Annotated in this window: 12 protein-coding genes and 1 pseudogene; 11 read left to right on the plus strand and 2 right to left on the minus strand. The window is 43.8% G+C overall.

All coding sequences use genetic code 11. The annotated features are described in order from the left end of the window. The first annotated feature begins 74 nt into the window (after positions 1-74). The gene (locus tag I2D69_RS00800) at positions 75-1,097 is read left to right on the plus strand and encodes a substrate-binding domain-containing protein (protein WP_195379221.1); all 1,023 of its coding nucleotides are present in this window, start codon (positions 75-77) and stop codon (positions 1,095-1,097) included. A 212-nt stretch (positions 1,098-1,309) separates the two neighbouring features. On the opposite strand, the gene I2D69_RS00805 is transcribed toward I2D69_RS00800, so the two are convergent. Next, complete coding sequence (locus I2D69_RS00805; RefSeq protein ID WP_195379222.1) at positions 1,310-1,693, minus strand: DUF3783 domain-containing protein; 384 nt, start codon at positions 1,691-1,693, stop codon at positions 1,310-1,312. Positions 1,694-1,810: 117 nt separating this feature from the next. Here I2D69_RS00805 and I2D69_RS00810 point away from each other — a divergent pair, with 117 nt between their 5' ends. The 5 genes from I2D69_RS00810 to I2D69_RS00830 all read left to right on the plus strand — a co-directional run bounded on the left by I2D69_RS00810 (position 1,811) and on the right by I2D69_RS00830 (position 6,782). Then, positions 1,811-2,743, plus strand: a complete 933-nt coding sequence (locus tag I2D69_RS00810; protein ID WP_195379223.1) for an AraC family transcriptional regulator — start codon at positions 1,811-1,813, stop codon at positions 2,741-2,743. A gap of 1 nt (position 2,744) precedes the next feature. After that, entirely contained in the window at positions 2,745-3,257 is a 513-nt protein-coding gene (locus I2D69_RS00815; RefSeq protein WP_148461197.1) for a hypothetical protein, read from the plus strand. A gap of 287 nt (positions 3,258-3,544) precedes the next feature. Continuing rightward, entirely contained in the window at positions 3,545-4,831 is a 1,287-nt protein-coding gene (locus I2D69_RS00820; protein WP_148461198.1) for an extracellular solute-binding protein, read from the plus strand. Positions 4,832-5,062: 231 nt separating this feature from the next. Beyond that, positions 5,063-5,962, plus strand: coding sequence for a sugar ABC transporter permease (locus tag I2D69_RS00825; protein ID WP_148461199.1), 900 nt, complete (start codon positions 5,063-5,065; stop codon positions 5,960-5,962). After that, positions 5,955-6,782, plus strand: a complete 828-nt coding sequence (locus I2D69_RS00830; protein ID WP_173717083.1) for a carbohydrate ABC transporter permease — start codon at positions 5,955-5,957, stop codon at positions 6,780-6,782. The genes I2D69_RS00825 and I2D69_RS00830 overlap by 8 nt, the downstream gene beginning before the upstream one ends. A 119-nt stretch (positions 6,783-6,901) precedes the next feature. Here the strand turns inward: I2D69_RS00830 and I2D69_RS20590 are convergent, their stop codons facing one another. Then, on the minus strand, positions 6,902-7,075 hold the full coding sequence (locus I2D69_RS20590) for a DUF6783 domain-containing protein (RefSeq protein WP_319017151.1): 174 nt from the start codon (positions 7,073-7,075) through the stop codon (positions 6,902-6,904). Between I2D69_RS20590 and I2D69_RS20595 the strand changes: the two are divergent. The 5 genes and pseudogenes from I2D69_RS20595 to I2D69_RS00850 form a co-directional block, all read left to right on the plus strand. Next, a pseudogene (locus I2D69_RS20595) lies at positions 6,992-7,189 on the plus strand (DUF6783 domain-containing protein); the annotation flags it as partial. The gene I2D69_RS20590 and the pseudogene I2D69_RS20595 sit on opposite strands and share 84 nt — an antisense overlap. Continuing rightward, entirely contained in the window at positions 7,176-10,301 is a 3,126-nt protein-coding gene (locus tag I2D69_RS00835) for a glycoside hydrolase family 2 TIM barrel-domain containing protein (protein WP_195379224.1), read from the plus strand. The pseudogene I2D69_RS20595 and the gene I2D69_RS00835, both read left to right, overlap by 14 nt. A 75-nt stretch (positions 10,302-10,376) precedes the next feature. Next, the gene (locus I2D69_RS00840; protein WP_195379225.1) at positions 10,377-12,401 is read left to right on the plus strand and encodes a beta-galactosidase; all 2,025 of its coding nucleotides are present in this window, start codon (positions 10,377-10,379) and stop codon (positions 12,399-12,401) included. 107 nt (positions 12,402-12,508) lie between these two features. Further along, complete coding sequence (locus tag I2D69_RS00845; RefSeq protein ID WP_173773157.1) at positions 12,509-13,492, plus strand: AraC family transcriptional regulator; 984 nt, start codon at positions 12,509-12,511, stop codon at positions 13,490-13,492. A gap of 178 nt (positions 13,493-13,670) precedes the next feature. After that, the gene (locus I2D69_RS00850) at positions 13,671-14,975 is read left to right on the plus strand and encodes a BMP family ABC transporter substrate-binding protein (protein ID WP_118579300.1); all 1,305 of its coding nucleotides are present in this window, start codon (positions 13,671-13,673) and stop codon (positions 14,973-14,975) included. The last annotated feature ends 239 nt before the right edge of the window (positions 14,976-15,214 follow it).

Raw genomic sequence — 15,214 nt, forward strand, 5'->3', positions numbered from 1 at the left:
CTTGTAAACTGCTTCGCAGAAGGCGGGGCAGTTACAAATACAAAAACTATATTATTCCATGGGAGGAAAAAAACATGAACAAAAAAATCGTAAGCGCACTTCTTTGTGGAGCAATGATCCTTGGATCCGCAGTTCCGGCTATGGCTGGTTCCGCTGACGGAAAGAAAATCGCACTGGTTGGTAAATCAGCTGGTAACGCATTCTTCGAAATCGCTGCAAAATCCTTCGTAGAGACAGCTGAAGCAGAGGGAGCTACAGTTGATACTGTTTACCCAGAGGCAGCTACAGCAGATGCTCAGATCAAAGTTCTTGACAACCTGATCTCTCAGGACTACGATGCAATTTGCATCTCTGCAAATGATGTTAACGCACTTCAGGCAAAATTACAGGAAGCTATGGATGAAGGAATCAAGATCTCCTGCTTCGACTCTGCTACAAACCCAGACAGCCGTCAGATCTTCATCAACCAGGCTGGTACTGTTGCTGTAGGACAGGCTCTTCTTGATGCTTGCCTTGATATCGCAGGTGGAGAGGGACAGTTCGCAATTCTTTCCGCTACTTCTCAGGCTGCAAACCAGAACGCATGGATCGATGCTATGAAGAAGATTATGGAAGAGGATGACAAATATTCCAAGCTTGAGCTTGTAGAAGTTGCATATGGCGATGACGAGCCACAGAAATCCACAGACCAGACAGCAGCTCTTCTTGAGAAATATCCGGATCTGAAAGTTATCTGCGCACCTACAACAGTTGGTATCGCTGCAGCTGCTAAATACCTTCAGGACAACGGATCTGCTTGCAAACTGACAGGTCTTGGACTTCCATCTGAGATGCTTGAGTACACAGGTGCTGATGATGAGCATTCCTGCCCATACTTCTATCTGTGGGATATGCAGGGCCTTGGAAAACTTTCCGCTCTGACAACAATCGCTCTGATCAACGACGAGATCACAGGTGCTGCTGATGAAACCTTCACAGCTGGTGACCTTGGTGACTACACAATCACAGCAGCTGATGACGGTGGTACAGAAGTAGTTCTTGGCGCTCCGCTTGAGTTCAACCCAGACAACATCGAAGAGATGGCTAAACTGTACTAATCAGACCGTTTAAGATTAGATGTTAATAAAGAAAAGGCCCTGCCGAGTGCAGGGCCTTTCGCGTCCTGGATTTTCAGATACGCTCTAAAGTGTGTCTGAAAAATTATTCCCGCAATCTGCACGCACACTTTGCGGTACATTTTGCCCGAATTCGGTTGCCGTAGCCCGCTGCGGCGCCTTCATCCAGACAAGGAAGCAGATCTTGATTTGGCTTATTTGTGTGAATGCATCTCCGTATGTTCTTTCATAAGCTCATCATGCAGCTTCAAAGAATCCCAGTGAACCGTAACCGGTGTAAGCATAGCTTTTAAGTTCACTGGCAGCAGGCCATTTTCCTTAAAGAAAGCCAGAAATTCATCCAGCTGCTCACTGGAAAAATCCTTCAGCACCATCATTTCTTCCTGAAAATTTTTTCCAAGGTTAAATACCGGATTCTTAGAAAAACCAGGAATCTCGAAGAGAAATCCGAGACTTTCCAGGTACTCTGGCTGCTGTACCATGCGGACAGAGATTCTGTGCCGGTTCAAATATCTACGGATCTGGCGAAGACGATCCTCATCTTTAAAATTATATAATAAAATCTGGGTTTGGGACATAAGTATCCTCCTTTTTTGCGTTTATCTAAAAAGAGAATAGCAGAAAAATTCCCTTTTTACAAGGAAAGTGTGGTATGATAAAAAAACTATATTTTTAATTTTGTTATAGGAGACTACATGGCGAAAAAACGAAAAATGAAAATGGAATTCCGCTATTACCAGATGCAGGATGGAATCCCCATTCTGGCACTTCTTGGTGAAAAGTGGGTGCAGAATTATGGAAGGGATGTGGATTACCTTCACTTTCACAACTATCTGGAGATCGGTTTCTGCTACAGTGGCGAAGGAGAGCTGGTGTTAGGAGAAGCGCCTATACGTTTTGCAGGGCGGGAATTTACCATTATTCCACCAAACTTTCCCCATACGACCACCAGCGATGTGGGAAATATCAGCAAATGGGAATATCTGTTTATCGATGTGGAAGGCTTTCTGCAGGTGGCAGCAGGAACGCCCCTCAGGGCAGAAAAAATGATCCAGCGTATTTATTCAAAAGCACTTTGCCTGAAAGAATCAGAATATAAAAGCCTTTCCAACAAAATAATCAAGATACTGGAAATTATGCGTGCCAGTGATGAGTTTTACCTGGAAGAAGCAAATGGGGTATTATTGGCACTGCTTGCGGAAGTGGCAAGAATGAACCGTTCCTCTGCAGAAGAAAATATTGAGGAAAAAGGAAAAATCACTAACATGATTTCCAGGGCTGTGGACTATATTTCACAATGTTATATGGAAGATATCCGAATTGGTGATCTGGCAAAAGCCTGCCATATCAGTGAGACTCATTTTCGCAGGGTGTTTACCTCCTATATGCACATGAGCCCTCTGGAATATATTAACAAAGTAAGGATTCAGACTGCCTGTGAGATCCTGAAAAAGACGGATGAGTCTATCGCAGATATTGCCTACAAATGTGGCTTTACAACCAATTCCACATTTAACCGGAACTTCCGCCAGCTGATGGGAATGTCGCCGGCAGAGTGGCGGAAACGCCCGGAAAATTATGAACAGCAGCTCTTGAAATTTGATATTCATTCAGAGAAGGGATGGTAGAATGTACGATTACAAAATAGTAGAACAGGTGACCAGAAAGAAAAAGAGGCTTTCCGGAGTATTAAAAAAGACCATGGTATTTTTTGCCGTAGTGTTTGTTGTTATGGGAATTACCATATCCCAGGCCTTTATGCTGGCTGGTTTTTGCCTGGCAGGTCTTTATTTTATTTACGGGACCTTTTGCCAGCGGGATTATGAATACATAATGGAAAATGAACAGCTTACCATAGATGTGATTTATGGAAACAAGTACCGTAAGACAGCCCATGAGCTGGACCTCCGGCAGCTGGAGGTGGTAGCCCCTCACTGGCATGGCTCAGTGGCAAAATACAAAAAGAACGGTGGAACAGAGCACTTAAAGAAGTATGATTATACTTCCTATGAAGAAGATACTCCCTATTACACAATGATCATTAAGGAAGACGGACGTAAGATCAAATTACTTCTGGACCTTACGGAAGAGATGCTCCATACCCTGAAAACCAGGTATCCTCAGAAAGTCTTTTTTGCATAGAAATAAAATAAAAGAATGTGAATAGTTCACAAAATATACATATAAAATTTGTGAAAAAGTACAGAAAATCAAATAATACATGTGTACATTAGTGAAAAAAAACCACATGCTTCGTAAACATGACGAAAAATTGTGAAAAAATGAATGAAACATGAAAAAGAAAAAAATAAGCATAATGGTCGAAAATGCACATTATATGAGCGGTATTGCATACATCACCCTATATGCGGATGGTATAATACATTCATAAGAAATACAGAGAAACAATTTTAAGGGAGGATATTTCTATGAAGAAAAAAGTACTTACCGTATTACTTACAGGTGCAATGGTAGCTTCCATGGCAGCAGGAGCAACAGTTGTATCTGCAGAGGACAACGACAACACATTAACCGTATGGGCATGGGACCAGAACTTCAATATCAAGTCCATGCAGATCGCAGCTGATCAGTATGCAGCTGATCATGAAGGCTTTTCAGTAGATATCATCGAGACATCTTCTGATGACTGCCAGACCAAGCTTACTACAGCAGCTAACGCTGGTGACTACAGCACACTTCCGGATATCGTTCTCATGCAGGATAACAGCTATCAGAAATTCCTGAAAGCTTATCCAGATGCTTTCACAGACCTGAAAGATATGAATGTTAACTGGGATGATTTCGGAGCTCTGAAACAGTCCTATTCTATGGTAGATGATACACATTACGGTGTTCCGTTTGATAACGGTGCTGTTATCGCCTGCTACCGTACAGATATCCTTGAAGAAGCAGGATATACACTGGATGACCTTACAGATATCACATGGTCCAAATTCGAAGAGATCGGTAAAGATATTCACGAGAAGACCGGCAAATACCTTCTTACAAGCGAAGCAACAGGCGGCGATACCCTTATGATGATGATCCAGTCCTGTGGTGCGAACTTCGTTAACGAAGACGGCGAAGCTTATATCGTTGGCAATGAGACAGCTGAGAAATGTATCGACCTTTACACAGAGCTGGTTCAGAACGACGTTGTGAAACTTGTAAACAACTGGGATGAGTACATTGCAACCATCACAAGCGGTGAGGCTGCTGGTATTGTAAATGGTAACTGGATTACAGCTACTCTGATGTCCACAGAAGATCAGAAAGGCTTATGGGGAATCACCACAATGCCTAAGGTTGACGGTGTTGACACAGCTACAAACTATGCAAACAACGGTGGATCTTCCTGGTATATTACCTCTAACTGCAAGAATGTAGAGCTTGCTGAGGACTTCCTTGCAAGCACATTTGGCTCCAGCACAGACTTCTATGATGCAATCCTTTCTGAGACAGGTGCTATTTCCTGCTATCTGCCAGCTGGTGAGTCTGATGTTTACAATGAGCCAAACGAGTTCTTTGGCGGACAGCCGATTTTCTCAACAATCGTAGAGTACTCTTCTCATATTCCGGAGTTCACAAAGACTCCATATCACTATGAGGCAAGAGAGTGCGTAAACACAGCTGTTGTTAATATCGTAAACGGAACAGCTAAGGAAGACGCTCTTCAGGAAGCACAGGATACACTGGCATTCAAGATGACTGAGTAATCCTTTCCGGGCAGTGATTAAAATTAAATAGGAATTAATTATTAGGAGGCGGGGGACTGCTAAGTAGTCCTCCGTTTTCTGTTCAAAGAAAATGCCTGTTACTCCATACAGGCGCCTATCTAACAGTTGTACGGCTGAGCAAAAGAAAGTCACATAAAAATATTTTGCTCACTGGTACAGCTGTTAGATGGAAAAGTTGCAGTATATATAGGCTTGAAAGGAGGAGTTCCTGTGAATTCCAAGAAAAAAGGTATGACACTGGCTACGAAGCAGAAAGCTGCCGGATGGATATTCCTGGCACCAGCTTCTATCATGATCGCCATCATGAGCTTTTATCCAATGATCCGGGCATTTATCATTTCCCTGCAGACAGGTGCCGGCGCAAATATGCGTTTTGCAGATCCAATCTTCAGTAACTACAAACGTATCCTTGCAGATAAAGTGTTCCAGCAGTCCATTGGCAACACATTCCTGTATCTGATCATTCAGGTTCCGATCATGCTGATTCTTGCGATTCTGCTTGCACAGCTTCTGAACAACAAAGACCTGAAGTTCAAAGGCTTTTTCCGTACATGTGTATTTCTTCCATGTGCAACTTCCCTGGTTTCCTATTCCTTGATCTTCCGTTCCATGTTTGCAACAGACGGTCTGGTCAACAGTGTTCTGATGAAACTGGGAATTCTCTCCACAGGATATAATTTCCTTGGAAACTCCACCAGTGCGAAGATTGTTATTATCATCGCCCTGATTTGGAGATGGACCGGATACAACATGGTATTCTATCTGGCAGGACTTCAGAACATCGAATATTCTGTTTATGAGGCAGCGAAGATCGATGGTGCAAACGGATGGAAAACCTTCTGGAAGATCACAGTACCGCTTCTGAAGCCGACTATTATCATGACCTTCATCATGTCCATCAACGGTACCTTACAGCTGTTTGATGAGTCCATGAACCTGACAAAGGGTGGTCCTGCAAACTCAACCATCACAATGTCACATTATGTTTACAATACCTGTTTTGTCAATGTGCCGAACTTCGGATATGCAGCAGCAATGTCCTTTATTATCTTTATTATGGTAGCGGTTCTGGCATTTATCAACTTGAAAGTAGGTGATACTCGTGACTAAGAAAAACAAATCTGCAATCCAGAGAAGATTGATTCCTACATACATTTTTCTGATCATTGTATCATTTTTCTCCGTTTTCCCGCTGTACTGGATGATTTCAGCAGCTACAAATACCTCCACGGATGTATCACGCGGACGTATTATTCCGGGAAGCTATTTCATGGAGAACTTTAAGAACCTGACATCCCAGCAGCCACTTTGGAGAGCACTTGGAAATTCTTTCTTCTATGCAATCCTGACTACAGTGATCTGTCTTCTGATCTGTTCTATCGCCGGATACGGATTCGAAGTATATCATGACAAAGGAAAAGACAGATTGTTTTCTATTCTCCTTCTTGCCATGATGGTTCCTCAGGTTGCTACTATGGTTCCGTTGTTTAAGATGTTCTCAAAAGCGAAGCTTCTGAATACATCCATCGGATTTATCCTTCCGATCATTTCCACACCGTTTATGATCATGATGTTCCGACAGAATGCAAGAGCTTTTCCAGTAGATATTATCGAAGCAGCACGAATTGACGGCTTAAGCGAAGTGAGAATCTTTTTCCAGATGTTTATTCCAACCATGAAATCTACCTACGCGGCAGCCGCTGTTATTACCTTTATGAATGCCTGGAATGCATACCTGTGGCCGAAGGTAATCATGACAGATAACAAAGCCATCACAATGCCAATGCTGATCGCCAACCTGATCACAGGCTATGTAACCGATTACGGTATGCTGATGTGCGGCGTATTATTCTGTTCCATTCCGACCATGGTTGTATTCTTCGTTCTGCAGAAGCAGTTTGCAGAAGGTATCACCGGTGCGGTGAAATAAGTTTGAAAATCTAAGGGTGCTGCGATTTATTTGCGGCGCCCTTTTTTCTGAACATGGATACGCAATCTATGGACGATTTTTATATATTGTTCTGTAAAAAATCCATGGAAATAGAAAGTTTATATTACTATAATAAAACTAGAACGTGTTTGAAAAAGGCTTTCTGCAAGATGTGCGTCACAATTTGTGGGAGATTTCGCTCGAATGAGGGCACCGTAGCGGGCTACGGCAACCGAATTCGGGTGAAATCTCCCGCAAAGTGGGGCGTGCAGATTGCGGGAATGATTTTTCAAACACGCTCTAGTGCAGGGCATCTGGAAAATATTGCCCGCAACGTTTATAGAGAAAGGGTTACTGTTGTTACCAGTGAACAGTATCGAGAAAGGATTATATATGAAGGAATTTGATTATTCATTAGTTAAGAATCCCGAGTATTTTAAAGACGGAAGAATGGAGGCGCACTCCGATCATATCACTTATGCAAACGTGGAAGAGGCTTTCACAGGTGAGACTTCTTACCGCCACAGCTTAAATGGAATCTGGAAATTCCATTATGCCCGCAATTACGGAAATACCATAAAAGGCTTCGAGAGAGAAGATTATTCCTGCAAAGACTGGGATGACATCCGTGTGCCGGCCCATATCCAGATGGAGGGCTACGATGCACCTCAGTATGCCAATGTGCAGTATCCATGGGAAGGACACGAGGATATTCACCCAGGGGAGATTCCGGAGCATTTCAATCCTGTGGCAAGCTATGTGAAATATTTCACAGTGCCGGAACAGATGAAAGGAAAACGTCTTTTTATTTCCTTCCAGGGTGCAGAAAGTGGAATCGCTCTCTGGCTGAATGGCCAGTTTGTAGGATATAGTGAAGATTCTTTTACCCCGTCAGAATTTGAACTCACCGATTATGTGAAAGAAGGGGAAAATAAGCTGGCAGCTCAGGTGTTCAAGTGGACAGCCAGCAGCTGGTGCGAGGACCAGGATTTCTATCGCTTCTCTGGAATTTACCGGGAGGTTTATCTTTATACAGTACCGGGTGTGCATGTGTATGATCTCCAGATCCGCGCAATCCCGGATGAGAGCCTTAACAAAGCCCGGTTTGAAGTCAAGACCAGCACCTGGGGAAAGGGAAATGTGCATATTGCTCTGTCAAAAAATGGACAGACCATATTGGAGGAAAATAAGAGCTTAGGCGAAAATGCAGCAAGTACAGGAAGTGACCGGAACGGAAAAGATGCAGCCACTGAAGCTGCTGGCAGAACCGTTCAGAAAGGTGTTGCTGATACATTTAGCTGGACAGTGGAGAATCCGATTCTCTGGAGTGCAGAAGATCCCCAGCTCTACGATTTGATCATGGAGGTTTTCGATGAGAATGGTATTCTTCAAGAAGTGATCCCTCAGAAAGTCGGTTTCCGCCGATTTGAAATGAAAGACGGAATTATGACTTTAAATGGAAAACGAATTGTATTTAAAGGTGTGAACCGTCATGAATTCAGTTCCATAACAGGAAGATGTGTATCCGAAGCAGAGCTACGCAAGGATCTGACCATCATGAAGCAGAATAACATCAATGCCATCCGCACCTGTCATTATCCGGATGCTTCTCTGATCTACCAGCTTTGTGATGAGTTTGGAATTTACATGATCGATGAGACCAACCTGGAAAGTCACGGCTCCTGGGATACAGCGGAATTTACGAAGGACTATACTTATGTGGTTCCCCATGATAAGCCGGAATGGCAGTCTATGATGTTAGACCGCGCCAATTCCATGTATCAGAGAGATAAGAACCATCCGGCAATCCTGATCTGGTCCTGTGGAAATGAGTCCTTCGGTGGTAAGGATATTTTTGAAATGTCCCAGCTCTTTAGAAATGCAGACCCTACCCGTCTGGTACATTATGAAGGTGTCTGCCACGACCGCAGATATAATGAAACCAGTGATATGGAAAGCCAGATGTATCCATCTGTGGAGGCAATTAAAGAGTTTCTTGCAAAAGATGATTCCAAGCCTTTTATCTGCTGTGAGTACACCCACGCTATGGGAAATTCCTGCGGTGCTATGCACAAATATACAGATCTGACAGATACTGAGCCGAAATATCAGGGTGGCTTTATCTGGGATTATATTGATCAGTCTATTTACAAAAAAGACCGTTATGGAAAAGAGTTCCAGGCATATGGCGGAGATTTTGGCGAGCGTCCTACTGATTATAATTTCAGTGGAAATGGTATTGCATATGGTGGAAATCGTGATGCGTCTCCGAAGATGCAGGAAGTAAAATTTAATTATCAGAATATTACCGCACAGGTAAGTGCTGATTCAGTGAACGTGATCAACAAGAATCTGTTTGTAAATACGGACACATTTGAATGCAGAGTAACCCTTCAGAAGGATGGAAACGTAATTCGTACAGAAGTACTGGATACAGCAGTGGCTCCTTTGAGCCAGATGGAATATGCTCTTCCATTTAAGAAGGAGGAGAAAGCAGGTGAGTACACGGTAACTGTTTCTTTCCATTTGAAAGAGGATATGCCATGGGCGAAAGCAGGTCATGAGGTTGCCTTTGGACAGTATGTTTACCAGGTGGAAGCAGCTGTGAAACCTTGCACAGAGCATCTGGAGGTAATTCACAGTACCCATAATATTGGCGTGCGCGGAGCGGAATTTGAGGTGCTTTTCTCCGTATTGAACGGTGGTCTTGTTTCCTATAAGTATGCGGGAAAAGAAATGATCGAGGCAATTCCGAAGCCTAATTTCTGGCGAGCACCAACAGACAATGACTGTGGAAATCTGATGGCAATGCGATATGGACAGTGGAAGCTTGCCAGCATGTATGTAAACCATAAGGATTACCGAGGAGCGGCATATGGACCTGGAAATGTACCAAAGGTAGAGGAAAAAGAGCATTCCGTAAAGGTATCCTATACATATTTTCTTCCAACTATTCCGGCGTCTGAGTGTACACTTGCTTATGAAGTTTTCGGAGATGGAAGAGTTCGTACCACACTTTTCTATGATCCAGTGAAAGAGCTTGGCGATATGCCGGAATTTGGTGTGATTTTCAAGTTTAATGCAGATTATGACCATGTATCCTGGTATGGACTTGGAGAAGCTGAGACCTATGCAGACCGTAAGAAAGGTGCAAAGCTTGGAATCTACGATAATATGGTAAAAGATAATGTGGCAAGATATATGGTTCCACAGGAATGCGGTGCCAAGGAAGAGGTCAGATGGGCGAAGATCACAGACCGGAAAGGCAGAGGAATGCTTTTTGAGATGGATAAAGAAAACGGCCCGATGATGTTCTCTGCCCTGCCATACACACCTCATGAGATGGAAAATGCAATGCATCCATATGAGCTGCCCCAGATTCATTATACAGTAGTGCGCGTAGCAAAAGGCCAGATGGGAATTGCCGGAGACGACAGCTGGGGAGCAAGAACCCAGGAAGAATACCTGCTGGATACAAGTAAGCCGATGGAATTTTCATTTGTATTTAAGGGAGTTTGAGAAAAAATACATTACTGTTCACTCCGTGACCAGTAACAAAAATATTCTTATCATGGCAACAAAAAGGAGATTGAGATGGCAAGAAAAATAGAATATGGCCGTATGCTGCATGGTGGTGACTACAACCCGGAGCAGTGGCTTGACCGCCCGGACATTCTGAAAAAAGACATTGAATATTTCAAAAAAGCCCATATTAATACAGTATCTGTAGGAATCTTTTCCTGGGCAGTACTGGAACCAGAAGAAGGAAAGTACAATCTGGGCTGGCTGGAAGAGATTATTGACAACTTATATAAAGAGGGAATTTCCACGATCCTGGCAACACCGTCAGGCGCAAGGCCAAAGTGGATGGCCGATAAGTATCCGGAGGTCCTTCGCATGGATCCGGACCGCACCAGAAGATTTTTCGGAGGCAGACATAATCATTGCTATACATCTCCGGTATATCGTCAGAAAGTTCACGATATGGACAAGCTGCTTTCCCAGAGACTGGGCAGTCATCCTGGTGTGATTCTGTGGCACATTTCCAATGAGTTTGGCGGAGAATGCTATTGCCCTCTTTGTCAGCAGAAATTCCGGGAATGGCTGAAAGAAAAATATGGAACCATTGAGAAGCTGAATTCCAGCTGGTGCACCACATTCTGGAGCCATATTTACAATAGCTTCGATCAGATTGAAGCCCCTTCCCCAAAGGGGGAGAACGAGCTTCATGCCTTGAAGCTTGACTGGAATCGGTTCGTTACAGACCGCACCATTGATTTTATCAAAGGAGAGGTTGCTGCAATCCGTGAAGGTGGTTCTGAACTGCCGGTAACAGCCAATCTGATGTATGATTACAACGGTCTTGATTACAAGAAGTTCCGCGATGTTCTGGATGTGGTATCCTGGGACAACTATCCAAGCTGGCATAAGAAAGAGGAATTTTTCACTGCCATTGATGCAGGTATGCAGCATGATCTGATGAGGAGCATTAAGAATCAGCCATTTCTTCTCATGGAGTCCTGCCCATCTGCCACAAACTGGAAGCCCATCAATAAGCTGAAAAAGCCGGGAATGATGCTGGCTGCCTCTCTTCAGGCAGTAGCTCACGGCTCCGACAGCGTTTTATACTTCCAGCTGCATCAGAGCCAGGGGGCTTCTGAAAAATTCCACGGCGCAGTGATCGACCACTATGGCGGAGAGGATACCCGCGTGTTTAAAGAAGTGACAGAGGTTGGAGAGGCTCTGGAGGCACTGAAGGAAGTCTGCGGCAGCCAGATGAAGTCTCCGGCAGCAGTCCTTTATGACAGAGAAAATAACTGGGCAATCCAGGATGCACAGGGACCGCGGAATGAGAACATGTTCTACACAGAAGCGGTACAGAAGCAGTACCGCGCCCTGCGGGAACAGGGACTGAATGTGGATGTGATCTCTATGGAGCATGAGCTTTCCAGCTATAAGATCGTGGCAGCGCCAATGGCTTATATGTTCAAAGATGGTTACGAAGAAAGATTAAGAGCATATGCAGAAAATGGCGGAACCCTGGTGATCACTTACTGGACCGGCCTTGTGGATGGTACAGACAAGTGCTTCCTTGGAGGAACACCATACGGGCTTATGGAGGCAGCCGGTCTTCGTACTACGGAGATCGATGCTCTTTATGACTGGGAAGAGAACCATGGAATTTCAGAACCGGGCAATCATCTGGAAATCAGCGGCACCTACACTTGCAAGAACCTTTGTGAGCTGGTAAAGGTTTCTGACGCAGAAGTGCTTATGCGCTATGGCGATGACTTCTATGCGGGAGCTCCTGTAGTGACACATAAAGCATATGGAAAAGGTCACGTATATTACGTTGGCGCAGATATGGAACAGGCTTTCTACAGTGATTTCTACGGAAAGGCAGCAAAGGAAGCTGGCATTCAGGCACCGCTGGGATTCGTACCGGCAGAGGTTTCTGTCACCTTACGTGAAAATCAGGAAAATGAATATCTGTTTATCCAGAACTATGCAAGAGAAACCAAGGCAGTTCCGGTTCCAGCAGAATATGAAGTGATCTACGGCGCAGCGGATGAGATTATGCAGCCGCTGGCAACCAGGGTCCTGAAAAAGAAAAAATAGAGATTAAAAATAGCGGAAGAAGTTAGTGTGAAAAGAGGTTTTGACACTAACTTCTTTTTGTGTATATAATTAGAAAGACAGAAATCATGCAGCAGGAGGTATGTGCAGTGCAGAGAGAACTCTTGGAGCAGCTTCGTGAAATTACAGAAGAAGAGAGAAGGATCCTGAACGGAGACGCAGAAGTGGACAGGGATCTTTACACGTCTGGAAGCGATTTTACCATTGACAGCAATAAGATGCTGGAGGAAGGAAAGCTGATCGCAATCCGCACCCATACCAGGTTTGTTCATTTTCCCCTTCACCGCCATAATTATGTGGAAGTACTCTACGTATGCGAGGGAACTCTTACGAATATTATAGATGGCAAACAGGTTATTGTGCGAAAAGGGGAACTGCTTTTTCTGAATCAGTTTACCCATCATGAGATTCTTGCAGCTGGCAGGAGTGACATTGCCATAAATTTTATGGTATTGCCGGAGTTTTTTGATGTGGCATATTCAATGGCAGGAAATAATAATGTTCTGGCAGATTTTCTGGTGAATGTACTGCGCCGGGATAACCAGCAGGGAGAATATCTTCATTTTAAGGTATCTGAGGTGCTGCAGATCCAGAATCTTCTGGAAAATATTATTTATTCCCTTGTAACAGGAAGGGGCAACCAGAATAAAATCAATCAGACTACCATGGGACTTATTTTTCTTTACCTTATGGACTCTGTACAGTATGTGGAAATGCGCCTTCCAAATCAGTACGAGAACATGATATCCATGACGACTCTGGATTATATTGAGCAGAAATACCGCACGGCCACCTTGACTGAGCTATGCGATATGCTTCACCTTCCCATGCATGTATTAAGCAAAATGATAAAAAAAACAACAGGCTTTAATTTTAAGGAGCTGCTTCAGCGGAAACGTCTTAGCAAGGCTGTGGAACTGATGTGTGATACAGACCTTCCCATCAGCGATATCATTGCAGCAGTGGGATATGAGAACAACAGTTATTTTCACCGTGTATTCAAGGAAAGATATGGGGTAACGCCAAGAGCTTTCCGCGTGGCTAATAAGAAAAATGATAAAGTAAGATTATGAAGAACGCGTAAAAATATTTTTACAAAAAAATTATCATTTGTTCAAAAATATTTTTTGAATTATATATAAATGGTTGACATTTAATTAGAAAAAAAATAAAATAACTGTAACGTTTAAGATTTTTCTTACATAGAGGGGGAAAGTCTCAGGCAAATAAAAATATCAAGGAGGAAGTAAAATGAAAAAAATGTGTAGAAAAGTAGTCAGCCTTCTTCTTGCAGCAGTGATGGTGCTTACAATGACCGCCTTCGCTTCTGTTGTTTATGCCGCTGACGAGGACAGCGTTGAAGCTGATCCGAACTTCAAGATGGGAGTTATTCTTGTAGGTGATGAGACAGAAGGATATTCTGCAGCTCATATCGCCGGTGTTAAGGAAGCAGCTAAAGAGCTGGGCCTTGACGACAGCCAGATCATCTGGAAATACAAAGTTCCGGAAGACTCCAGCTGCTACGATGCAGCAATCGACCTTGTTGGACAGGGATGCTCCCTAGTAATCGGTAACAGCTATGGACATCAGACTTATCTGGTACAGGCTGCTCAGGAATACCCGGATGTAACATTCGTTTCCATGACAGGTGATTTTGCAGCAATCAGCGGATGCGAGAATTTCAAGAATGCATTCACCAACATCTATGAATCCCGCTATGTATCCGGTGTTGTAGCTGGTCTGAAGCTGAAAGAGATTCTTGAGGATGGTACTCTTACTACAGAGACACAGCCAGACAGCTTTGATGCAGACGGTAATGTAAAGGTTGGCTATGTTGGAGCATTCAGCTACGCTGAGGTTGTTTCTGGTTATACTGCATTCTACCTTGGTATTAAGAGCGTTGTTCCGAACGCTGTAATGGAAGTTAAGTACACAAACTCCTGGTTCGATATTGACAAAGAGGGTGCAGCAGCTGAGGCACTTATTGCAAACGGCTGTGTGATCATCGGACAGCATGCAGACTCTACAGGTGCTCCTGCAGCTACACAGAAGCTTCACGATGATGGCAAGATCTGCTACTCTGTAGGCTACAATATTGATATGCTTGAGACTGCTCCTACAGCAGCACTTACCTCTGCTACCAATAACTGGGCAGTATACTACAAACATGCAATTGCAACCGTAATGGGCGGTGGTGACCTTGAGCAGGACTGGTCCGCAGGATATAATGACGATGCAGTAGGAATCACAGAACTTGGTGAGTCCTGTGCAGAAGGAACTGCAGACTATGTTGCTGATATCGAGAGCAAACTGAAAGACGGTTCTCTTCAGGTGTTTGATACCTCTACATTTACTGTAGGCGGCGAGGAAGTTACTTCTGCACCGGTTGACCTTTCCTTCATGGATTACACAACTGATCCTGCAACTGTTGTATATCAGGGCGAGACTGTTGAGGCTATCGAGGATGGACACTTTGCAGAGTCCACATTCAGAAGCGCTCCATACTTTACACTTCGTATTGATGGAATCACAGAGGACGCAGACGCTGTTGAATAAGCAGTAATGCGAAATCCTGCGAAGCATGATTTCTGTGCATCGCGGAGCAGGTAGCTGGGAAGAAACCTGAACAGTTATCGAATTACATGAAATCCAAAAGGGGAGCTGTAAAAAGGCTTCCCTTTTGTTTCGTAAGCGGGAAAGTTAAAATCCACGCGGATGTGGGATTTTGGCGAACGCTTCAAAGATAGGCAAAACCAGAAGCTCAAAACCAGAAGAGCTTGTTTTGCCTTGATTAT

Source organism: Ruminococcus sp. D54t1_190329_F1 (assembly GCF_015551645.1).
GTDB classification, from domain to species: domain Bacteria; phylum Bacillota; class Clostridia; order Lachnospirales; family Lachnospiraceae; genus Blautia_A; species Blautia_A faecis.

Bases quoted from the DNA above. Each gene is read 5' to 3' on its own strand.
- I2D69_RS00835 (WP_195379224.1), top strand. From the start codon at position 7,176: ATGAAGGAATTTGATTATTCATTAGTTAAGAATCCCGAGTATTTTAAA.
- I2D69_RS00840 (WP_195379225.1), top strand. From the start codon at position 10,377: ATGGCAAGAAAAATAGAATATGGCCGTATGCTGCATGGTGGTGACTAC.
- I2D69_RS00820 (WP_148461198.1), top strand. From the start codon at position 3,545: ATGAAGAAAAAAGTACTTACCGTATTACTTACAGGTGCAATGGTAGCT.
- I2D69_RS00800 (WP_195379221.1), top strand. From the start codon at position 75: ATGAACAAAAAAATCGTAAGCGCACTTCTTTGTGGAGCAATGATCCTT.
- I2D69_RS00810 (WP_195379223.1), top strand. From the start codon at position 1,811: ATGGCGAAAAAACGAAAAATGAAAATGGAATTCCGCTATTACCAGATG.
- I2D69_RS00815 (WP_148461197.1), top strand. From the start codon at position 2,745: ATGTACGATTACAAAATAGTAGAACAGGTGACCAGAAAGAAAAAGAGG.
- I2D69_RS00850 (WP_118579300.1), top strand. From the start codon at position 13,671: ATGAAAAAAATGTGTAGAAAAGTAGTCAGCCTTCTTCTTGCAGCAGTG.
- I2D69_RS00805 (WP_195379222.1), bottom strand. From the start codon at position 1,693: ATGTCCCAAACCCAGATTTTATTATATAATTTTAAAGATGAGGATCGT.